General features: G+C 52.3%; 19 protein-coding genes, 2 tRNA genes and 1 pseudogene. 9 read left to right on the forward strand and 13 right to left on the reverse strand.

The window, feature by feature from the left end; translation table 11 throughout:
• Nucleotide 1: 1 nt before the first annotated feature.
• From B7988_RS08360 to B7988_RS08380, 5 genes are all read right to left on the reverse strand, one after another.
• Nucleotides 2–1723 (reverse strand): AMP-binding protein, encoded by a 1722-nt coding sequence (locus tag B7988_RS08360; protein ID WP_088657556.1) that lies wholly within the window; start codon nucleotides 1721–1723, stop codon nucleotides 2–4.
• An 18-nt stretch (nucleotides 1724–1741) separates the two neighbouring features.
• On the reverse strand, nucleotides 1742–2512 hold the full coding sequence (locus B7988_RS08365; protein ID WP_088657557.1) for a DUF2334 domain-containing protein: 771 nt from the start codon (nucleotides 2510–2512) through the stop codon (nucleotides 1742–1744).
• A gap of 52 nt (nucleotides 2513–2564) precedes the next feature.
• Entirely contained in the window at nucleotides 2565–4748 is a 2184-nt protein-coding gene (gene ligA / locus B7988_RS08370; RefSeq protein ID WP_249268919.1) for an NAD-dependent DNA ligase LigA, read from the reverse strand.
• Nucleotides 4749–4843: 95 nt separating this feature from the next.
• Complete coding sequence (locus B7988_RS08375; protein ID WP_088657558.1) at nucleotides 4844–5407, reverse strand: manganese efflux pump; 564 nt, start codon at nucleotides 5405–5407, stop codon at nucleotides 4844–4846.
• Nucleotide 5408: 1 nt separating this feature from the next.
• Nucleotides 5409–6239 carry a hypothetical protein gene (locus tag B7988_RS08380; RefSeq protein ID WP_141225605.1) on the reverse strand — a complete coding sequence of 277 codons (831 nt, stop codon included), beginning with the start codon at nucleotides 6237–6239 and terminating at the stop codon, nucleotides 5409–5411.
• 75 nt (nucleotides 6240–6314) lie between these two features.
• Between B7988_RS08380 and B7988_RS08385 the strand changes: the two genes are divergently transcribed.
• From B7988_RS08385 to B7988_RS08405, 5 genes are read left to right on the forward strand one after another with little or no spacing between them, the layout of a single operon-like run.
• The gene (locus B7988_RS08385; RefSeq protein WP_141225606.1) at nucleotides 6315–6692 is read left to right on the forward strand and encodes a c-type cytochrome; all 378 of its coding nucleotides are present in this window, start codon (nucleotides 6315–6317) and stop codon (nucleotides 6690–6692) included.
• Between the two features lie 36 nt (nucleotides 6693–6728).
• Nucleotides 6729–7292, forward strand: coding sequence for a cytochrome c3 family protein (locus B7988_RS08390; protein ID WP_141225607.1), 564 nt, complete (start codon nucleotides 6729–6731; stop codon nucleotides 7290–7292).
• A 22-nt stretch (nucleotides 7293–7314) separates the two neighbouring features.
• Nucleotides 7315–8205 (forward strand): 4Fe-4S dicluster domain-containing protein, encoded by an 891-nt coding sequence (locus tag B7988_RS08395; RefSeq protein WP_170930589.1) that lies wholly within the window; start codon nucleotides 7315–7317, stop codon nucleotides 8203–8205.
• The gene (gene nrfD / locus B7988_RS08400; RefSeq protein WP_170930591.1) at nucleotides 8205–9995 is read left to right on the forward strand and encodes an NrfD/PsrC family molybdoenzyme membrane anchor subunit; all 1791 of its coding nucleotides are present in this window, start codon (nucleotides 8205–8207) and stop codon (nucleotides 9993–9995) included. The genes B7988_RS08395 and nrfD overlap by 1 nt, the downstream gene beginning before the upstream one ends.
• Nucleotides 9995–10441 carry a hypothetical protein gene (locus tag B7988_RS08405; RefSeq protein WP_073054267.1) on the forward strand — a complete coding sequence of 149 codons (447 nt, stop codon included), beginning with the start codon at nucleotides 9995–9997 and terminating at the stop codon, nucleotides 10439–10441. Before nrfD ends, B7988_RS08405 begins: the two co-directional genes overlap by 1 nt.
• A gap of 30 nt (nucleotides 10442–10471) precedes the next feature.
• Here the strand turns inward: B7988_RS08405 and B7988_RS08410 are convergent, their stop codons facing one another.
• Both B7988_RS08410 and B7988_RS08415 read right to left on the reverse strand, forming a co-directional pair.
• Complete coding sequence (locus tag B7988_RS08410) at nucleotides 10472–11230, reverse strand: hypothetical protein (protein ID WP_088657564.1); 759 nt, start codon at nucleotides 11228–11230, stop codon at nucleotides 10472–10474.
• Between the two features lie 12 nt (nucleotides 11231–11242).
• Entirely contained in the window at nucleotides 11243–12253 is a 1011-nt protein-coding gene (locus tag B7988_RS08415) for a hypothetical protein (RefSeq protein WP_088657565.1), read from the reverse strand.
• Between the two features lie 126 nt (nucleotides 12254–12379).
• Between B7988_RS08415 and B7988_RS08420 the strand changes: the two genes are divergently transcribed.
• Together B7988_RS08420 and B7988_RS08425 are read left to right on the forward strand one after the other, a co-directional pair.
• Nucleotides 12380–12452: transfer RNA gene (locus tag B7988_RS08420), tRNA-Lys, on the forward strand.
• Nucleotides 12453–12732: 280 nt separating this feature from the next.
• Nucleotides 12733–12806: transfer RNA gene (locus B7988_RS08425), tRNA-Pro, on the forward strand.
• Nucleotides 12807–13157: 351 nt separating this feature from the next.
• Here B7988_RS08425 and B7988_RS14890 read toward each other — a convergent pair.
• The 5 genes and pseudogenes from B7988_RS14890 to B7988_RS08455 all read right to left on the reverse strand — a co-directional run bounded on the left by B7988_RS14890 (nucleotide 13158) and on the right by B7988_RS08455 (nucleotide 18163).
• Complete coding sequence (locus B7988_RS14890; RefSeq protein ID WP_141225608.1) at nucleotides 13158–14090, reverse strand: hypothetical protein; 933 nt, start codon at nucleotides 14088–14090, stop codon at nucleotides 13158–13160.
• A gap of 99 nt (nucleotides 14091–14189) precedes the next feature.
• Nucleotides 14190–15563 carry a methylenetetrahydrofolate--tRNA-(uracil(54)-C(5))-methyltransferase (FADH(2)-oxidizing) TrmFO gene (trmFO, locus tag B7988_RS08440; protein ID WP_088657568.1) on the reverse strand — a complete coding sequence of 458 codons (1374 nt, stop codon included), beginning with the start codon at nucleotides 15561–15563 and terminating at the stop codon, nucleotides 14190–14192.
• 157 nt (nucleotides 15564–15720) lie between these two features.
• Nucleotides 15721–16176: a hypothetical protein gene (locus tag B7988_RS08445; RefSeq protein WP_073054274.1), complete on the reverse strand. Its 456-nt coding sequence runs from the start codon at nucleotides 16174–16176 to the stop codon at nucleotides 15721–15723.
• Nucleotides 16177–16185: 9 nt separating this feature from the next.
• Nucleotides 16186–17295, reverse strand: a pseudogene (locus B7988_RS08450) (bifunctional phosphoribosylaminoimidazolecarboxamide formyltransferase/IMP cyclohydrolase PurH); the annotation flags it as partial.
• Between the two features lie 52 nt (nucleotides 17296–17347).
• Nucleotides 17348–18163 carry a NifU family protein gene (locus tag B7988_RS08455; protein WP_088657636.1) on the reverse strand — a complete coding sequence of 272 codons (816 nt, stop codon included), beginning with the start codon at nucleotides 18161–18163 and terminating at the stop codon, nucleotides 17348–17350.
• Between the two features lie 217 nt (nucleotides 18164–18380).
• Between B7988_RS08455 and B7988_RS08460 the strand changes: the two genes are divergently transcribed.
• Both B7988_RS08460 and B7988_RS08470 read left to right on the forward strand, forming a co-directional pair.
• A complete protein-coding gene (locus tag B7988_RS08460) occupies nucleotides 18381–19118 on the forward strand; it encodes a hypothetical protein (protein WP_141225609.1) in 738 nt (245 codons plus the stop codon).
• A gap of 163 nt (nucleotides 19119–19281) precedes the next feature.
• Nucleotides 19282–20244, forward strand: coding sequence for a hypothetical protein (locus B7988_RS08470; RefSeq protein ID WP_170930592.1), 963 nt, complete (start codon nucleotides 19282–19284; stop codon nucleotides 20242–20244).
• A 71-nt stretch (nucleotides 20245–20315) separates the two neighbouring features.
• Here the strand turns inward: B7988_RS08470 and glgC are convergent, their stop codons facing one another.
• The gene (glgC, locus tag B7988_RS08475) at nucleotides 20316–21566 is read right to left on the reverse strand and encodes a glucose-1-phosphate adenylyltransferase (RefSeq protein WP_073054276.1); all 1251 of its coding nucleotides are present in this window, start codon (nucleotides 21564–21566) and stop codon (nucleotides 20316–20318) included.
• Nucleotides 21567–21594 lie beyond the last annotated feature (28 nt).

Raw genomic sequence — 21594 nt, forward strand, 5'->3', positions numbered from 1 at the left:
GTTAATTTTCTTTTTTCTCGGTTTCCTGAGAGGCGGCATCCTTAGCTGCGGTGGCCGCGTTGGCATCTTCCTTATCCTTGTCGCGGATTGAGGCGCGGCGGATTTTCCCGCTGATGGTCTTCGGCAGTTCCGACACGAAGTCGATGATACGCGGGCTCTTGTAAGAGGCAGCCACGTTCTTTGCGAACAGCTGGATTTCTTTGGCGAGTTCCTTCGAGGCTTCGTAGCCCTTCTGGAGCACAACGGTTGCCTTCACGGCCTGTCCGCGGGACTTGTCTTCGACGCCAGTCACAGCTACTTCGAGCACGGCCGGGTGCTTGTGGAGCACTTCTTCGACTTCGAAGGGGCTGATGCGGTAGCCGGAACTCTTGATCAAGTCGTCGGTACGGCCCACGAACCAGAAGAATCCATCCTTGTCGCGGGTAGCGGTGTCGCCGGTGTGGTAGACTCCGCCCTCGAATACTTTCTGGGTGCGTTCTTCGTCGCGGTAGTAGCCGCCGAACATGCCGAAGGGCTTGCCTTCGTCAATCTTGATGATGATTTCGCCGACTTCATCGGGGCCGCAGCTGTTGCCATCGGCATCCACGATATCCATGCGGTAGCCGGGGGAGGGCTTGCCCATGGAACCGGGGCGGGCTTCCATCCATTCGAAATTGCCCGTGGTAAGCGTGAGTTCGGTTTGGCCGTAGCCTTCGTGCAGGCGGAGTCCCGTCTTTTCGAAGAACTTCTTGTAAATGTCGAGGTTCAACGCCTCGCCTGCGGTGGTGCAGTACTTGAGGCTAGAAAGATCGTACTTTTCGACACCGTGCTGCAAAATATAGCGGTAAACGGTCGGCGGCGCACAGAAGGTGGTCACCTTGTATTCCTGCATCTTTTCGAGCAACTTGCCCGGAATGAACACGTTCATGTCGTAGGTGAATACGGCAGAACCTGCAATCCACTGGCCGTAAATTTTGCCCCAGAGCGCCTTGGCCCAGCCGGTTTCGGCAACGGTTAAGTGGCGGCCTCCGTCAATCACGTTCTGCCAGTACTTGGCGGTCACGATGTGACCGAGCGGGTAGCTGAAGGTGTGGGCGACCATTTTGGGGTTGCTGCTGGTGCCGCTGGTAAAGTAGACAATCATGATGTCGTCGTTGTGCGTGGCTGCATCGCCTGTGGGGCGCGGGAAACTTGGCGGGCAGATTTCGTAGTCGTCGTAGAAGCTAATCCAGTTTTGACGGGACTGTCCGATGGTCACGAGCGTTTCGACAATGTGCGTGTGTTCGCAGGCGGTGTCAATTTCCTTTTGGAGTGCCGGATCGTCGTAAGAGACGACCATCTTGATGTCGGCGGCCTTAAAGCGGTATTCCAGGTCTTCTGCGGCGAGCATGTTCGTTGCCGGAATGGCAATTGCACCAATGCGGTGGAGCGCCAAGAGGAAAAACCAGAATTCGTAGCGGCGGCGCAAAATCAGCATCACGCGGTCGCCTTTCTTGATTCCCTTTTCTACCAAAAAGTTCGCGGTACGCTGCGAGGCAATCGAAAGGTCCTTGAAGGTAAAGATGTGGTTTTCGTCGTTGTCATCGCACCAGACTAATGCTTCGCGCTTGGGTTCGGTCTTCGCGTATTCGTCGACCACGTCGTAGGCGAAGTTAAAGTCTTCGGGAATATTGAGCTTAAAGTTTTCGTAGAGATCCTCGTAAGAGGAGTACTCGGTTCGTGTTAGGAATCTATTGAGTATCATTTGTGTCTCTCCGGTCTCTTATAGATCCTGGTACATAATTTTTTCGCGGTGCTTGGAAGCGAACTTCACAAGCGAAAGCAGGTTTTCTTCACCCATGGCCTTCATGTCGCCGGCGTGAATCACTAGGCGAGGGGTCCCCCTGTAAATAAGGAGGGCGAGGCGCGAGAAAACCTGCATGGCTCCGAGGAGGGCCTGCGGGAAAATTGAGAAGGTCAAAATCTGCGAGAAAGACTGCTTTACTTTCTTACCGACTTTACGGTAAATGTAGAGCATGTCTTCGTAGAAGTTGAATTCTTCGAGCACCTGCTTCTTGAGGTGCTTGTTGTCGAGCCAGACCGGGGCAATGAATCCGGATGGACGGCCAAAGCCGTGTGCCTTCCAGAGGGCGATGCTTCGGTTTAAAAGCATCTGCGAAAGTTTCTTGTTCAGGCCTGCAAATTCGGCCCCGTTGTGCGAAATGGCGAGCGCGAGCTTGCCGATGGGATTACGCTTGATGAACAGGTCTGCGTTGTGGCGCACACCGTGGAGCAAGATTTCGTAGCCTTCCTGCACGAATTTTCCGATTTCTTCACGGAAGGCGTCGGCTTCGGATTCTGGGACGCCCCCGATAGAGGGTACGACGGCAATCGAGATGGGCGAACCTGCGGCTGCGGCAATCTTTCGGATTTCTTCGGCAGATTTCTTGCAGTTTTTCACGTTAAAATTATGATAGCACAGCAGGTACTTCTTCTTTTTATGAAGAATTTCTTCGGCGGCGCGGATGTCGGCAATGTCCTTATTGATTTCCATAGGGGTAACCTAATTGAGGTTGTTTTTTACGCCATATATATAGAAAATGTGGCTAGAAAAGACTTAATTGTTCGTTCGGGTTTTGAACGTCATTGCGAGCCCTGGAGGGACTTGGCAATCCATTTTCGGAGTTGTTTTCAGCGTTGTTTACAGAATCTGTAACGGATTCGTCTGCGCTGGAGGCGATTTGCTGTAAAAGCCAGGCTTCGTCGTGCACGGGAATCCCGAGCTCGTTCGCCTTCGTGAGCTTGGAGCCCGCCGCTTCGCCTGCCAAGACCCAGCTGGTCTTCTTGCTCACGGAGCCCGATACCTTGCCGCCGTTTTCTTCGATGAGTTTGCGGGCTTCGTCGCGGTCCATGCTCGGAAGCGTTCCGGTAATGACTGCTGTCTGTCCCTGGAATAGCGTCTTTACGACGCCCTTGAATTCAGTGGGGCAACCGAGTGCGATAAGTTCGTCGATTTCTTGCGTGTAGCGTTCGGTGTGGAAGAAGTCGTAGACGGATTTCCCGATGCGTTCGCCGACGTCGGTGACGTTTTGCAAGTCTTCGACGGTGGCGGTACGGATCGCTTCGAGGGTGCGGAAATGCTTGGCGAGGTTTCGGGCACTGGTGCGGCCTACGAATCGAATTCCGAGACCGTGCAGCAGGTTTTCGAGGCTACGCTCCTTGGAGGCGGCAATAGCGTCGAAGACGTTCTTGGCGCTCTTCTTGGCCATGCGCTCCTGCGATTCCAGGTCTTCGAGTGTGAGGCGGTACAAGTCCGGAATGCGCTTGATTTTGCCCGTGGCAATCAGGCTTGCGATAAGGGCGGGGCCCAAGTTCTCGATGTTCATGGCCTCGCGGCTCACGAAATGCTCGAAGAGGCATTGGACTTGCGCCGGGCAGTGCATGTTTTCGCAGCGGAGAATCACTTCGTCGTCGATGTGGGTGAGCGGTTCTCCGCAGACGGGACATTTTTCGGGGGCGGTCACGGGGACGGCCCCCGCCGGGCGGAGTTCCTTCTTGACATCGGTAATCTTCGGGATGATTTCGCCGCCCTTCTCGACGCCGACGGTGTCGCCGTAATGCAGGTCCAAGCGCGAGACTTCGTCGAAGTTGTGGAGGGTGGCGCGCTTGACGGTAGTGCCCGCGAGGCGCACGGGGGCGAGGTTTGCCACGGGCGTCACGGCCCCGGTGCGCCCCACCTGGAATTCAACAGAAAGGAGCGGCGTGTAGGCGCGCTCGGCCTTGAACTTGTAGGCGATGGCCCAACGCGGGCTCTTGCTCGTGGTGCCCAGCGCGCGCTGCATGGCGAGGTCGTTCAGCTTCACGACCATGCCGTCGATTTCGAAGGGGAGGCTGTCGCGGCTCGCGCCAATCTGCTCCGAAATCTTCATGATTTCGTCGGTGGTATCGGCTGTCCAGTAGTCGTTCGTGTGGAACCCGAGCTTCTTGAGCTGCAGCAGGTTTTCTTCGTGCGTCTTGTTGTTGCTCTGCGGAATGTGGTAAGCGAAGAATCGCATCGGGCGAGTCTTGCATTCGGCCACGCTCTTGAGCTTGAGCGAACCCGAAACGGTATTGCGCGGGTTCTGGAAAATCTTCTTGCCTTCTAGAATGAACTGCTCGTTCAGGCGTTCGAAGGCTTCGCGTTCCATGTAGACTTCGCCGCGTACCTCGAATGTGCCCTGCGGGATTTCGCTCGGGTCAATTTTCAGCTTCTTCGCGTCAAAATATTCGGGAATGTCCGCAATCGTGAGTGCGTTCAGGGTCACGTCGTCGCCCTGGGCTCCGTCGCCGCGGGTGGCCGCCTGCTTCAAGCGTCCATTCTCGTAGACAATCGAAAGCGAAACGCCGTCGATTTTCCGCTCGCAGATCCATGTATGAGGTGTGAGGTCGCGACCTTCGGTCGCTTTGGGGTTTGAGGTTTGGGGTTCAAGGGCTGAAATTCCTTCTTCCGCGGCTTTCACGAACTCTGCCATTTCTTCGGCGCTGTACACGTTCGCGATACTGAGCATCGGAACCGCATGTGCGACTTTCGCAAAGTCATTCGTCAGGTCACTGCCGACCCGCTGCGTCAGGGAATCCTTGCCGCGCAGCTCCGGGTACTTGGCTTCAAGAGCTTCCATCTCCTTGAGCCCGAAGTCGAAATCTTGGTCGCTCATGGGGGAGAAGCCATCCTTGTAATAAAGGCGGCTCGCTTCTTCCAGCTGTTTCTTTAGCTCAAAATACCGGGTGCGGTCAATGTCTTTCTGGTCCATACCTGCTAATATAGAAAGAGTTTAAGGTAGTGAGGTGTGGGCTCGTGCCTGCGGCACTTTGAGGTATGGGCTATATTATCGGCGTGCCGAAGGCGTTATACAAACATTTTGATTCCGATTGAAATCAAAATAATTCCTGCGATGATTTCGGGAATTTTTGTCTTGAACCGTTTGGCGGCGTGACGGCCGATTTCGTACCCGAGGACGCCCATGATAAAGCTTGCGCATGCGATGGCGCTGGTGGCAAGAACCATGTTCGCGTTCAGAAATGCAAACGAAATCCCGACAGCGAATGCGTCAATACTTGTCGCGACCGAAAGCAACAAAATGTTTGCGATCGTCAAGTTTTTCGCGGCAATCTGTTCGCCTTCCGCTTCGCCTGCGTCACCACGGACAGCGCCCCAAATCATGCGCCCGCCCAGAATGCAAAGGATGGTGCAGGCGATAGGAGTGCCGACGGAATTGAACCAGCGCTCGGCGAAACTCCCGAGGAAATACCCGAGCAGCGTCATGCCGCCCTGGAATACTCCGAAGCTAACCGCCTGGAGCATGGCGCGGCTGTACTTGATTCCTTTCTTTGAAAGTCCCGTGGCGATTGCGACGGCGAAGCAGTCCATTGCCTCTACAATCGCGATAATGATGATTTCACTAATGCCCATTTTACTTACTGAATTTATACCTACCCAGCAAATCGAAGTACCTAGCCTTCGGCGAAATCTTTACCGTCGGACGCTGCTTGCGAATGGCGGTGATTGCGTCTGGGATGACCATGAAATATTCTTGAAAGATATCTTGATTAAAATACTTCAAAGAATAACCGCGTTTTTTTTTTTGATAGGTTAAGGTTCCTGTTAAAGAGTCATTTTTGTATTCATAGCATTTATAGTCGTCTTCAGGATCTTCTACATAATAGGTGATTTGATTTGTTGGGGAACCGTCTGGAGAAAAATTTGAGGTGTCTATCTTAATTAGAGAGTCATTTCTAAAGAAAAATTCGGTGAGTTCTTCCCATGAAAAACTTTCCATTGTGCCATTAGAACCTTTCCTATAGGAGTCTTCTGTACTAAAACTTGATGCGTAGGAGTTGGTTGTTTTATGAAAAATTTTTTGACTAATTTTTCCGTTATAATAACACATTCTTTCCAAATAAGTTGTGTCTCCAAATGTCGAATCAGAAAGTAGAACTTCAGAATCTTTTTTAGATAGAACGCTTTCGTCTCTAGAAACGTAATATTGGTCAATATCTGTGATTCCGCTTCCGTAGTTTTCCCAAATAAGCCCTTGATATGTTTTATCAATGTGACCATCTCTATAAGATGCTTTGAAAAATGTTACTTCGGTTCCTTCTTTGAAATAGGCAGAATCAATATATGGAGCGTTCTGGGGAATAAGCAAAAATACAGGATTTCGAATGTAAAACCACGCTTCGGTACATGTATTCGCTGCGGCAAAACCCGCCAAAAGCATTAAGCAAAAAAGTATTTTTTTCATTTGTGTCTCCTATGTGTAAAAATAAAAACATATATTTGACACGTGGAGCTCTCGCTCCTGAAGGATGGTGTTTTAGTGAAATTGCGCGTCGCAGCATTTGTATTTGGAGTGGCATGTACGCTTTTTGCGGTAGATGCAGTCTCGAATTTGTCTGTGCTTCCGCCGGTTACGCCTGAACTCAAAACGCAAGCCCAGGAATACTATAACTACGAATGTAAGGCCTGCCACCGCTGGGCGCGCAAGTTTGCGGCACCTCCGATGCGCGACAATGTAGCGCAGTATGCCGAAAAGCCGGAAGAAATGGTCAAGTACCTGATGCATCCGACTCCGCAGCACCCTGATGAATGGCCGGCCATGGAAATCACTCCGCTGACCGAAGAACAGGCGAAAATGATGACGGCATGGCTCCTGTACATTCTCAAGAATCCGGATGATCCGGGAAGGCCGAAGTAAAGTGTGTAATGTGGGATGTGGAATGTGTAATTAAAAATGCAAAAAACAACTCGGCATAACATTTTATTCCGGAATCGTTCGTTCAGAATAGCGGCGCTGGCGTTCGGTGTGGTCTTTGCGTTCTTTTTGGCGGATTTCTTGATGGGGGAGTCGCGCGTTCCTGAACATGCTCCGGGGCCGATTCCTTTTGACCACGCGTTGCACGGCGATTCCATCGGTTTGGATTGCGCCGCCTGCCATACGGGCGCTCGCGCCTCGGCGAATGCCTACATGCCCTCCAAGGCGGACTGCATGGACTGCCACAGGCTTCCGCTGACAGAAAATCCGGGAATCGAGACGCTGGATTCCGTCTTGGCCAAGGCCGATGACCGCCCCTGGTCGCACAAGCGGATTTTGCCGGAACATGTGGTGTTCCATCACGGCGTGCATGCGGCTGCAGGCGTTGCTTGCAGCGACTGCCATGGTTCAAACCATATGCAAAACCGCTACGGCGGCGAAAAATTCGACATGCAGAGTTGTTTAAAGTGCCATCGCGGCGAAACTTTCAAAGAAAAAGGCTTTAAACCGGCGGCCACGTACTGCGCCGCTTGCCATCGCTAGCGCGGTAAGGTATCTTATGGGAATGGATCGTCGCGAATTCATCAAGAGTTGCTCGCTGGTGGCTGTCATGGGGCTCCTTTTCGGTTGCCGTAAGTCGGCGGTCCTCGGCGATATCGCGTCGCAGCTCTCGGTGCCCGAACTCAAGCGTTTTGAAGACGAAGTCAAGCTCGCCATGTCTCAGGCGAAAAAAACGCTTGACCTCGTGAAAGTCCCGACTCCGGGTGCCCTCAAGATTCCGGGGGCCTCGACTCTCAACCGTTTCGGCATGGCGATAGATCTGGATGCCTGCGATGGTTGCGGCAAGTGCATCCTGGCCTGCAACCTTGAAAACAATGTGCCGCTCGTTCCCGAAGAAGATGCCGCCTGCGGGCGTTTTATGCACTGGGTCGACATGCGCGGCGGCGCCCCCTTCATGTGCGCGCACTGCGGGAATGCCCCGTGCGAGCGCGTCTGCCCGACCGGGGCCGCCAATCACACGCCCGATGGCCTAAGCGCCATGATGTACAAGCGTTGTACGGGAAGCCGTTTCTGCGGCGCGAATTGCCCCGTTCAGGCCCGAAAGTTCAATTTCAACGACGCCCAAAAACTCGGGCTTGCCCGCCAGTTCAATCGCGAAGTCCCGCTCCGCGACAAGGGCGTTATGGAAAAATGCAGCCTTTGCCTGCACCGCCTGCAGAACGACCGCCTTGAATTCAAAACCTCGCTCACCGTGGGCACCGCCGCCGAAGAATGGCGTGGCCGCGGCGTCAAAACCGCCTGCGCCGAAGCCTGCCCCAAGAACGCCATCATCTTTGGCAACTGGCTCGACGAAAAGTCACCGCTAGTCAAGCTCACCAAGAACCGCGTTCTGTATGCGCCGCGAGAACTGGCCAATCTGGATCCTTCCGTGGTATTTATGCGGGGGAGGCGCTAATGTTTCGCTACCTGATGATTTTGGGGCTCACGTTGTTCTTGCCGGGGCTTTACGCTCTGGGTTACTCTGTTTATCAGGGGCCTTCGGCTTGGATGGTGGACTCCCAGACTTTCTGGGGCACGCCCATTAGCCTGTTCGTGTTTTGGATTGGGCTTGCCCATGCCGGCACGCTCCTGTCGGCGATTTTCCTTGCGCTCGATATCAAGCTGGACCGCCGCACCGCCTTGATTGCAGAACTTTCGACACTCGTAAGCCTTGTGTTTGCAGGAATTTTCCCGCTCATGCACTTGGGCGTTATCGATAACTTTTACATGGTGGCCCCCTTCCTCGATGCCCGCGGCAACTTTGCCAACGTGCGCTCGCCCCTGGTGTGGGACTTCTGCTGCATTGCCGTGTATGCGCTTCTGTCGCTCTTGTTCTTTGGAGTGCATTTAAAGTCCCGCGAAATTCCGGCTCTCGATAAATACCGTAAGCCCTTGGCGTGGCTCCTGTTCCCGTTGGTGCTTTGGGTACATACGATAGTGAGCCTGGATTTTGCAACCACGTTCGTGCCGGAGTGGCGCGGCGCATTCTTCCCGGTCTACTTTATCGCAGGGGCGATTCTTTCGGGCCTTGCGCTTGTGAACCTCTTGATTTGTGCCGAAGGCTACCGCGTGCGCCTCTTGGAACGCCTGCAGCTCATTTGCACTTGGATCCTTTGCGCCATCTGGATTTGGGATCTCATTCTCAAAGGCTATTTCTGCACTTCGGCGTTTATCTTTGCCGGAGTCCTTCCGCAACTTCGAATGGTGTCGGTGATTCGCGAACACCGTCTTGGCCGAATCTTTTTCTCTGTCTCGATTCTCGTCGGCTTGTTCCTGGAACGCTACTATCTCGTTTCGCCCACGGCGGCCTCGGCAACTTTTGGACGGATTGACTTGGGACTTGTCGCCTTCTCGGTGGGCGGTTTCATGCTACTGTTCTTTGGAATTCGTCGCTACTTGAACAGGAAAATGGAAGGCGCGGGCTCTTATTTTGGCGAAGTCGACGGCACCGATCTGGCCGAAGCCGAACAAGAAGAATTCGAAAGAGAAAACTTCACGGGCGTGCGCGGCATCCAGAAACTCAGAAAGGGCTTTTACATGCAGCCCTGGTCTTCCGAAGAATACCGCATCCTGCGATTCCCCTTGCTGGTGGGCTTTGCCGCTGCCATTCTCTTCTCTGTGTGGGTGTGGGGCCAGAGCGTGTTTGCGAATGTTGAACTTTCGATTACGAACGTGATTCCGCTCCTGTATCCGATTGTTGCTGTCGTGACAGCCTTTACGCTGTGTGTTCGCGCTTACTTTGTTGAAAAATCCTTCGGCATGACTCGCCGTGAAAAAACTCTGTGCGTAGTTTTGCTCGTTTTGGCGGCAGTTTGCCTTGGGGCGTTCTTTGCGGGTGGTTCTTCTGAAAAATCATCGAATGTACTTGATTCGCAACCGATAGGTGTCGATACTCCGGTTTCTCAAAATCATGCCCGTTTGCTATGGAATGCCCGCTGTGCCACATGCCACGGAACAGACGGCCGCTTCAACGAAAAATTCGTGCGCGAATTTTACCCTGTGCCGCAAAAACTGAGTGTGCAGCGAATCGATAGTCTTGGCGTCGATTCTCTTGTCAAGGTCGTTTTGAATGGTCGCGTGAACATGAACCCTTACGCGGGCCGCTTGACGTCAGAAGAAGCGCTTGGGTTAGTGAATTACATGCGCGTGCTTGCCGAAACGCTTGCCGAAAACGCCGTACCCGAATCGGTAAAGGAGGATCAGTAATGACTCCTCTTGCCAATTCGCTCTCTTGCCTCATCGCTCTCGGTTGCGCCTCGTTCCTGTGGCGCAAGGGCTCGTCGCCATACCGCAATGGAGGCCTGCTTGCCGGCTTCTTGGTCCTGTTCGGAGTGTTCTGCTATTTTGCCGGCGACATCAACGACCCGACTCTGGAACATTACCCGTTCCGCATGTTGGCCCTCTGCCTCTGCCTTTCGACCACCTCCCTTCCGCTTTATCGCAGGCGTTATCTGGTGCTTGCGCAATCGCTCTGGTGTTGGATTGAACTTTTTGGTGGCATCGCCCTTTATTACCGCGGCATCGACATTGCCTGGACCCGAATTGCGGCCCTACTCTGCATGACCCTTTGCAGCACGTTCCTTTCTAAAATTTCAAAGGAAATGGAATTCTGCCTGATGGTCTTCTGGCTTGCCGTCTGGGTGTTCTTTTAGAATGTGAAATGTGAGATGTGAAATGTTTAATTACACATTGCACATTATATCTTTCAGGTATTCTGCAGAAAGTTTCGACAGCGAAGTGGCCTTGTCGCGCTTGAACTGACGGCGTTTTTTACCTTTGTCGAGCCCCAAGAATTTTGGGAGCATGGTCAGATGGCGGAACGTGAAGGCAGATAGCTGGGCTACGGGGAGGCTCTTGTAATAGATTTCCCACAGCGGAGCGATAGCCTGCTTTTCGTGCAAGAATTGCCCTGTTAAGTGTCTGGCATAATTGCCTTCGTTCAATGAGGCTACCAGGTACGGCACGTTGAACATCTTGCCGCCGGCGTGCGCCATACGGAGGGCGTAATCCAGCAGTCTGAATTCGGGCGGCAGGTCCAAATCGAACAGCCCCGTGCGCTGGATGATCCGGCTCGAAAATACCGCAATCAGCGGGCTCGGTGCCGCGACAAATCGCATCTTCTCGTTTTCAGAAATCGGGGCGAAACCCTTCGCGCCGTTCAAGAGCAAACCGCCGTAAAAGTGACTTTCAAACTTAACCCTCGGCGCAAAGGCATCCACCATCGGGAATCCTTCGATGCATTCGGCCAAACTATTCAGAAAGTCGCGGTCAATTTTCACGGCGGGGTTGGCAAAAACCACCCATTCGGCATCAATGCTTTGTAACGGGCGGTTCCAGTCGCTGTCGTGCAACCAGCCGAGGGCTGGGTCTTCAAAAGGGAGAATCCAATTATTGAATAGCGGGGAGTTTTCTTCGAGAACGATAACGTCAAACTGCCGCATTGCAAGCCCGAATTAGAAATTCACTCGCACGCCAAGCCTGTGTTCGTGACCCATACCTTGGGCAAGGTACGAGAAACTGTAATCAAGGGCAAGCAAGTCCATGGCGTAGCCAAGGCCTGCGCTCAACATGTGGGCGTTGTTCGTTTCATCCGGGCGATCTTCAGAGGCCATCAGTTCCTTGGCGTCGCGGATCAAGTCTAGCCACGTGCGCTGAAAGCCCGCGCGAACAAAGAGATGTTGGCCGAGTGCGTATTCGCCACCCAAGCTCAAGAAGGCTTCCTGGTAACGCGGAAAATCGTTGTCGACATAAACCGTGAGGCGGGGGAGAACCTTGGGCCTGAAGTAGCCTGCAATGGCAAAGGTTTGGGACATGGGGTAAAATTCGTCATCGCCATCATCTACGTAGTCGCGCAACAGGCAACCGAAGTCGCGTGCCATAACGGCCAGACCGTAGCGTTTGCTTTCGGACTGCCAGGTGAGACCCCAGTCGAATGCGGCTCCCAGGGCCGTGCGGTCTCCGGCGTCGTCCGTGAGCTTGTCGGCTGCAAATTTAAGAGTTGCACCGAAACGGATATGCTTGAGCGGGAAGGCTACCGAAGCTGTAGCCAGCTGGCTGAACGGTTCGTAGTCGTTGCCCGTGGCATTGCCATATTCATCGTAACCTTCAATGCTGCCGTAAGAAAGCCAGTTGTACGAAACCTGGAAGATGTACTTGCCGTAATGCCCGGTATAGCTGATACTACCCTGGTTGTCAGCCATGTCGCCCGTTTGCCAGTGAACCGATGCAATGTGGTTCTTGCCTTCGGGCAAAATGACTGCAGCCGGGTTCAGCTGGACAATCGTCGGGTCGGTAGATACGCCTGCACCGGCCGATTTTTCGAGAGCTGCATTACGCGGGCTATCAAAGGTGTTGATGAACGAAAACACCTCTTGTCCGGCATCGCCTTGAGTGAAATAGGCTTGGCTTGCTACGGGAATTACGAGTAGTGCCGAGACCGCTGTCAGAAGGTGTTTGAAATTCATGGTTGAAATTTACAAATATTGTTGCAATGCGAGTGGGAAAATCCTCAAAAAAGCGTTAATTTTTACGAATAAATGCAAGATTCGCCTTTACAAAAGGCGAAACGTTTAATATATTTGGGTGCGTTCGGGCTACTAGCTCAGTTGGTAGAGCAACGCCCTTTTAAGGCGTGGGTCGAAGGTTCGAGCCCTTCGTAGCTCAGGAAACCGGTTCTAGATTTTCTAGAATCGGTTTTTCTTTTTAAGACTTTGCAGTCTTATAGGGGAGCAGAATGTCGTCAGTTCGACTAGAATCGTCGAGAGCGAAGCGAACATGACGATTCTAGGCCTTAACTTGAACGAAGTTCAAGTAAGCCCGAAGGGCAAAATGTGAAACGAAGTGAACATTTTGGCAATCTGGTTACCCCGGTCCGTCAGGACCGAATAAAAACTATAAATAACTTTCCAAAATGTTGAAATAATTTGCTATATTTGCACACACTCGGGGTGTAGCTCAGCCTGGTAGAGCGTCTGCTTTGGGAGCAGAATGTCATCAGTTCGAATCTGGTTACCCCGATACAAGAATAGCCCCCTTTTGGGGGCTTTTCTTGTATCATAGGTAACCAGATTAGCTTCACCGAAGGTGAAGCCCGAAGGGCAAGCCGGGAAGTGAGCGAAGCGAAACCGAAGCCGGCGCAGCAATCTGGTTACCCCGATATGAAAGTCGCACCCCAACGGGGTGCGATTTTCATATTTGTATAGTCATTCGAACTGATCAGTTCGACTAAAACCATCGAGAGCGAAGCGAACTCAGATGGTTTTAGGCCTTAACTTGAACGAAGTTCAAGTAAGCCCGAAGGGCAAAATACGAAACAAAGTGAGTATTTTGGCACTCTGGCTACCCCGATAATGCGGCGATGCCTCTCTCCTAATCTAAAATATCAGGCAACAGAACATCTAGCTCCTCGGGTCTGTTAATCCCGAGGATAATTCCTCTCATTTGCATTTTCTGGGTCGTCTCCAAATCGCAAACTGCCAGGACTTCGGAATGGTCTATATAGGCTTCCTTGCAACCGAGTTCCAAAGCCATGCTTTTACAACCAAAGACCTTGTCATCGCAGTACATTATCAAATCAAGAGTGTGGTCCTCGTTCAGGTCTGATTCAAATACAATCGTTCTTTCATGGCCTGCCGTATCCGGATAGAAAGCGTTAAAGAAGTCAGGCACGTTGGCCTTGAGCTGAGCCTTGGTGATAGGGACTGTTGCATGCACGGATTCAGCATCTATATCGCCATGTCTGCCTACAAATTCGCGGTTGTATATGCTTAAGGATGCCAGTAAGTTAGTGTATGTCATGGTGAGTCCGCCCGGGTTGCGTAACAAATAGAAATCCCCGTAAAAAGATTCCGTAGAATCGCTTCCGTCGTAGGCCCCGATAATCTGGCAACCGCCATACACATTGAAACGGTAGTAATGCGCCGAATCCGTAGTTCTTTCGTTTATGTCTACAGGGCATTCCTCTTCAACAAAGTTGGCGCATCTTCCTGTTTCGGGATTGCAGGCTTCGGCAATGTCGCAGAGTTCAGACCGGCAAATGCAGGCGCCATACAGGAACTGCCCTCCAGACGCGGTGCAGGAATCTTCAAAGAATTCAGGAATAGCGGGAAATTCGCTGCTGGATGACTGGTCCACGGGTAATTCGCTGGAGGAACTAGTCTGTAAATCACTTGAAGAACTTATTAACGAATTGGAGGAAGATTCTGGTGATGGATCGTCTGTAGCTTTGCTTACGTCGTCGCTGGAACAGGCGACAATGCAAATAAATGCGAAGGGTAGAACAATTCCGTATTTGTATTTCATATTTCCTCCATTATTAATGGAATATACCTTTTTAGGGGAGAATATGAAGAAAAAATGAAAATCAGACAATTTTTTGTGATTTGTCTGCTGTATCCAAGACTAGACAATCTTCCTATCAGCAATCCATTTCCGCACGGCTTCTTCGGCGCGAGCCGCAAGAATCTCTTTTTTATTCTTTTTCTTGAGGCCTTCGTGGTGGGGAAGCAGCCCGAAGTTGAAATTCATGGGCTGGAAGTCTTCGTTTTCTTCGACCAGGCGGTTCATCAAGGACCCGATGCAGCTTTCGTCGGGGAGCGGGTCGGCATGCCCGTGCAAAAGGGTCTGTGCCATATTCCAGGCGGCGTACCAGCCGGTGGCGACTGCTTCGGTGTAGCCTTCGCTGCCGGTAATTTGCCCCGCAAACCATGTGGGCGGAATGCCCTTGGCGCATTCAAGGTCCGGACGCAGGCGAAGCGTCTTGTCCAGGAACTTGGGTGATTCGATGAAGGTATTACGGTGCATGCAGCCGAGGCGTGCAAACTTCGCATTGCGCAAGGCCGGCACCATGGTGAAGATTTCTTTTTGCGTGCCCCACTTGAGGCGCGTTTGGAAACCCACCATGTTGAACAAAGTCTTCTGCTTGTTTTCGGCGCGGAGCTGAATCACGGCATACCACAAATGACCGTCGTTTCCAAGCCCAAGCCCTATCGGGCGCATGGGCCCGTGGCGTAACGTTTCGTAGCCACGACGCGCCATTTCTTCGACTGGCAAGCAGCCTTCGAACAGTTCGTTCTTTTCAAACGGACGCGGCTCGGTGCTTTCGGCTTCGCAGAGCTTGCGAACAAATTCTGCGTAGGTTTCTTTGTCCAAGGGGCAGTTGATAAAGTCTGCCGTTTCGCCCTTTTCCCAGCGGTTGCGGTAAAAGGCGTGGTCAAAGTCGATGCTGTCCGTTTCGACAACCGGGGCGATGGCGTCAAAGAAATGCAGGCGGTTGCTGCCGAGGCGCTTGAATATGTCATCGGCGAGCGCATCGCTTGCCAAGGGGCCCGCGGCGACAAGAGTGGGGCAGTCTCCTTCGAGGCTTGTGACTTCTTCGCGGTGGAGTGTAATGTTCGACGATTCAGCAATTTTACGTTCAACCGATTCGCTGAAGATATCGCGGTTCACGGTGAGCGAGTCGCCTGCAGGAACGGCAGCTTCTCGGGCGGAATCCAGCAAAAAACTCCCGAGCATCGTGAGTTCCTGCTTTAAAAGTCCGTGGGCAGATGTAATGCCCAATGCCTTAAAGCTGTTGGAACAAACTAATTGCGCGAGGTGTCCGTCCTTGTGGGCGGGAGTATTCTTGACCGGGCGCATTTCATATAGGTCAACCTTAAAACCGCGGCTCGCCAGTTGCAAAGCCGCTTCGCAGCCAGCAAGGCCGCCTCCAATTACACGTACGCGTTGAGGCTTTGAGGTCGGGGCTTCGCCCCTTTGAGTAATGAGGTCGCTCATTTCATTCGCTTTCAGGTTTTGTGTTGCTAGATTCGGGGTTTTAGGGGTGTCCCCTAGGAGAAGGGGTAGCGAGCTACGAAGTGCGAGCGAGGGGAAAACTTGCCCCTCTTTACTCAGACCTCAGAGGGAGCATCGCGACCGAGCTCAAACCTCACACCTAGTTCGCCACCATCTTGCGGTAGCTTTTGGCGTTCCCAATCCAGAGCTTTACGAGAAGTTCCTCGAGCGAGGCCGAAGTCACGTATTCCGGATCGGCGTCCTGAATCTCGTCGGAAATCATGTTCGCCTGGGTCGGGTTAAGCATGCCGTAATAGAGCGCTTCCATGAGCTGCGACAAGAATTCCGGTGACACGCGTGCCACGTATTCCATGTCGTTGAGCGGCGGGAGCTGGCTTTTGTCGGGGCTGAATTGGTCCAAGTTGTCCATGGTCCACAGGTCAGCGGCCTTCCCCATATCGGCGGTCATGGCTACACTCTTGATAGCGGAACGGTATTCGTCCCACTCTTTCGCGGTAGTCTTGCCTGCCTTGCGAATTTTTTTCAGGAAGGAAAGGACCGTATAGTACAGGTCCTTTTCCCGCTGATTGATTTCCTTTTGGGAGGTTGGAACCATAGGCGACCCTTAGTGGCGGAAGTGCCTCATGCCGGTGAATACCATGGCGATGCCGAATTCGTCGCACTTCTCGATAGAGAGGTCGTCCTTCTTGGAACCACCCGGCTGCACGATGTAGCGCACGCCTGCATCGTGGGCGGCTTCGACGTTGTCCGGGAACGGGAAGAAGGCGTCGGAACCCATCACGACTTCGCCGAAGACCTTCTTTTCGAGGGCCTTGAGGCCGGCTTGGTTAATGCACTTGCCGTTTTCGTCGAAGAAGGGCTTGGCTTCTTCCATGCGGGCGACGTTGTCGCGAACGCGCGGCTGGCAAAGACGGAGGTTGGAGTCAATGCGGTTCGGCTGGCCGGGGCCAAGACCCATCACCTGGAAGTAGCCGGGCTTATATTCGTAGCCCATCACGATGGCGTTGGACTTGGTGTGCTTGGTCACGAGCCAGGTAAAGCGGGCGAGGTCTTCCTTGTTCTTCGGGAACTGGGCCTTGGTCACGCATTCAAACTTTTCGTAGGTGTCCACGTCGCGGTCCTGAACGAGCATGCCGCCGATCACGTGCTTGTACACCTTGCAGTGCGTAGCCTTCTTGATTTCGCCGACTTCCAACAGGCGAATGTCCTTGGACTTGTTCTTAAGGAACTCGAGAGCGTCGTCGTCGAAGGCCGGAGCGAGGAGGATTTCCACGAACTTGCCCTTGAGGAACTCGGCCGTGTTGAGGTCCACCTTGCGGGTCACAGCAATCACGGAACCGAAGGCCGACACCGGGTCACCTGCCCAAGCGGCTTCCATAGCTTCGCGGAGAGATTCACCCGTTGCAAGTCCGCACGGGTTCATGTGCTTCACGATAACGACGGCATTGCCTTCGCTGAATTCGCGGGCCATTTCGAGGGCTGCGTCAGCGTCCACGATGTTGTTGTAAGAAAGTTCCTTACCCCAGAGTTGCTTGGCGGTAGCGAGGCTTGCTTCGGTGCAGGTCGGATCGCGGTAGAACACAGCGGACTGGTGGGAATTTTCACCGTAGCGCATCGGCTTCGGGTCAACGAATTTCAAAACGAGTTCTTCGGACATAGAGTTTCCTTTGATGTTTTTACTCACTACAATATAAAAAACAATGTGTAATGTGTAGTGTGTAGTGTGAGATTAATCATTTCACATCCCACATTCCACATCTCACATCTTAAAATAGGCTCGGGGGAGGATTGTTGTCGTCCAGTCCAGCCAAATTGCGGTCGGCATCGGACATTTCGTTAGGCGTAAAGTTGTCGAGCGGGTCTTCCGGTTCAACAATCAGGTTGTAATAAACATTGTTCTTCAGTTCGTCTTCAATGTAGAAGAGCGTTCCGCCCATGGCAGAACCGCAACCGGCACATGCGCCCTGGTAGCGGATTTTTAGGCGGTTATCTTCGGTCAAGTCGAGAATTTCAACGTCGCCGCCATCGCCCTGAAGCATGCCGCGTACGGACTGGTGCAGCCAGGCTTCGATTTTTTCAATCTTCTGAACCTTGGTGAGGGCATTCCATTCGGCGTCCGCTTCGGCGCGGCCTTCGGCGGTTTGCGTGCGGTACTTGATGCGCTCCATCTTTTCGCGCACCAGAATGGCGGTCGCTTTCTTTTCGGGGTACACATCGTAAACGCGCTTGATCAGCGTGTTCATCTGCTTGATCTCGGGTGCGTTTGCGGCAATGGCCGGCACGTCCGGCGCGTCGCGGAGTTCGAGTTCCAGGCTTTCGGCGGTAATGGCGCAGGCGTCGTCGATGGTCGCCATCTGGATTTTTTTGCAGAAGGTGTCTGCGAGTGCGGTAAAAATCGGGCCGCCGTAGGTAAAGAACCTGGTTTCCAGAATCTTGTCGCATTCCGGGTCTATCATCAAATAAACTTTAAGGCTAGCCTCTTTGACATCGACCAGGGCGAGGCCTTTTTCGTCGGCTTCAATCTGGAAAATGGCGCCACGGTATTTGGGGGCCTTGGCAATTTCTTGCAATTTTTGGGACATTTCGTTACACGGCGCTTGGCTCAGGTTTTCTTCACTCATGGGCACAAATTTAGAAATTTTGGGCTGTTTTGTGTGAAAAAGCGAAGAATGCAATGTTTTTATAAGTGTGTAAAAATTATTTCAAGACTATTCGAAATATTGTTTAAAATTGTTTAAACAGCGTATTTCTGAGTAAGAAATGCTTATATTGAAGATATCTTTTTCAAGGAGTGACAATATGAATCTAAAAAAGTTGGGCTTTGCAGTAGTTGCTGCATCCATGTTCACTTTCATGGCTTGCGACGATTCCTCATCGGCTAGTTCCGAAACGCCTGCAGGCGGTGAAGATCAGCCGACTCTTTCGAGTGAATCTAATGCCGGTGGAGATGAAGCCCCTGCAAGTTCTTCAAGTGTAGAGAGTTCTACAAAAGAATCGACAGACCCTGCAAAAGAAGGCTCTGAAGGCAAGACAGATGAACCTCCGGCAGCAAGTTCTGCAAGCGAGGAACCCGCAAACGAAGAACCCAATACGGACGCCCCGGTAGATACATCTGCCAATGTTGGCCCAGGTTCGTTTGATTTCGATACTACGGGCTTTACTTTTGATTCCACGGCTTTCGCCGACATGATGAAGTGTGACGAAGAAGGCGCTACCCAGAATATGATGGGTGCTGCCGTGTTAGTTTGCACGGACGGTCAGTGGGTGTATGATTCCACAGCGACTGCTGCAGCCAACAAGTGCGACGAAGAAGGTGCCACGAAGACTGAATCCATGGGAATGGGTGACGCCTTTAGCATGGACATGACCTATATCTGCAAGGATGGTCAGTGGGAAATGCAGATGCCCGACTTCGGTGGAATGTTCGGTGGCGACAGCACCGGTGGATTCCCGGGTGGCATGGGCAACTGGGGCGATTCCAGCTTTACGATGCCAGGTGGCGGCGAAATTCCTGAAGAAACTCCTGGCTTAAAGTAGTTTTCTCTCCCAAAATACCTAAAAAGCCTCGACTATGTCGGGGCTTTTTTTGTGAATAAACACATATTTTATGCTTGGGTAAATTTTTTTTTGAAAAAACTGTTGTTTTTTTGTAATAAAAAGATATCTTTCTTGCAAAACATACAAGGAGACGATGATGAATATGAAAAAACTTGGATTTGCCCTTTCTTTGACTGCTGCATTTGGCCTCATGGCTTGCGGAGACTCTTCGAGTAGCGCTAGTGGCGGCACGCCGAGTTGTAACGTGAGTTCAGACGCTAATTCCGTAACAAGGTCCATGAGCTATGGCGGTGAAACCGTTGAAGTCAAGCAAACTATCGAGGGCGATTATCTTATTACCGCTTCGACCTACAAGGGTATGCCGAAGGAGGCTGTCGAAGAGGAATGCCAGGAAGCCAAGTACGACAGAAATGCCGAAGTCACTTGCGAAGGCAATACGGTAACGACTAAAGTTGAGGCTGCGGGGGTGACTGTTGCCAAACTCAAATCCCTAGCTGAAGGTATGTGTAAGGATATCTCTTCTGGCGTTAATATGGATGACGAAGAGGAAGAGGATGATTATCCGAGTAAGAAAGACAGTCTCGACAACGACACCCCTGTTTATGAGGGGTCTGATGGCGGCAACAGTGATCCTATTGATGACCCTATAGATAATCCTATAGATGATCCTGTAACGGATCCTGATCCGAAAACGGATGTGAATAACCCTATGGGTAGTTACAATCAGCCTTGTTCCGTCGAAGGTGAAAAAAAGATAGACGTTGTCTTCGGCATGGAAGCACCCTTGATTTGCAAAGATGGCTTTTGGGATGCCGATGAAGAAGCCATGGAGGCAGGCCTCGTGTGCAGTACTGAAGGCGCAACGAAGGACACGGTCATTGCCGGTCTTTCTATGACGTTGACTTGCGACGAAGGTGAATGGACCTTGGATGAGGACGCTGCGCAGGATATGCTGAAGTGCAATCAGGAAGGTGCAAAGAGCACTATGATGGGCATGCCCGTGATCTGCCAGGATGGCGAATGGGAACTTGACGAAGAATCCATGGACATGGGTGATTACGGCGATTGGGGTGATTGGGATGATGAAGAAATCATCGTTGATTAACTAAACCATCCGTTTGAATATGGAAAAACCCCGACTTTGTCGGGGTTTTTTAGTCGCAAAAAGCTAATAGATTAAGCCTTAATGATTGTATCCTTCGCGAGCACGACGATGCCGGATTCGGTCACATGGAACAGCTTCTTGTCGCGTTCTAGGTCGTAGCCAATCTGGAAGCCGGCCGGAATGTGCAGGCCCTTCTCGATGATAGCTCGGCGGACCTTGGCACCCGGGCCAATCGTCACGTTCGGGAACAGTATCGATTCTTCGACCAGGGCGTCCTTTTGAATAGATACGCCGGGGGAGAGAATGCTCTTGACCACCGTACCGCCGCCAATGATACAGCCCGAAGACACGATGGAGTCGATGGCTGCACCCTGGTGGGCGTTGCCTTCGCCGGCAAAGAACCTTGCAGGTGGCTGGTTCCAGTTGAACGTACGGATGGGCCAGTAGTTGTTGTAAAGATCAAACGGCGGGTTTTCGGAACAGAGGTCCATGTTCGCTTCGAAGAAGGCGTCGAGCGTACCCACATCGCGCCAGTAACCCTTGGTGCTGGCCTGTTCGCCGCGCACGATATTGGTGTTGAAGTCATACACGTAAACGGGGTAGTCCTTGTACAGGCTCGGAATAATGTGCTTGCCGAAGTCGGTAGCGCCGTTTTGAGCGCCCTTCAAGAGTTCGCGCACCAGGAACTTGCTCGTAAAGATGTAGTTGCCCATACTGGCCAAACAGTAGCCGGGGTTGCCGGGCATTTCTTTGGGGTTCTTGGGCTTTTCTTCGAAACCGATCATGCGGTTGTCGGCGTCCACTTCGATAATGCCGAATTCGCGTGCTTCGGAGACCGGCACCGGAATGGCGGCAATGGTCAAAAGGGCGGCGCGGCTCAGGTGGAAATCAATCATCTGGTTGATGTCCATCTTGTAAATATGGTCGCCACCGAAGATTGCCACGAGGTCCGGGCGTTCGTCCGTAATCAAGTTGATGTTCTGGAAGATGGCGTCGGCAGTGCCCTTGTACCAGTCATCACCGGTGCGCATCTGTGCAGGTACCAGGTCCACGTACTGGTCAAGACTTGCGTTCAGGTTCCAGGCGGCAGAAATGTGCTTGTTCAAGGAATCGCTCTTGAACTGGGTCAAGACCTTGATTTTAAAGATGCCGGAGTTGATAAAGTTGTTCAGTACAAAGTCGATAATGCGGTAAGTTCCGCCAAAATGGACGGCAGGCTTCGCGCGGTCGCGGGTGAGGGGCTGTAAACGGCTGCCTTGACCGCCGGCCATGATCATGCAAAGGATGTTTTTCTGGTGTTCTCTAGAATAAGACCAACTCATATAGTAATAACCTTATAATGAGGGCTAA

Source organism: Fibrobacter sp. UWB1 (genome assembly GCF_002210325.1).
GTDB lineage: Bacteria > Fibrobacterota > Fibrobacteria > Fibrobacterales > Fibrobacteraceae > Fibrobacter.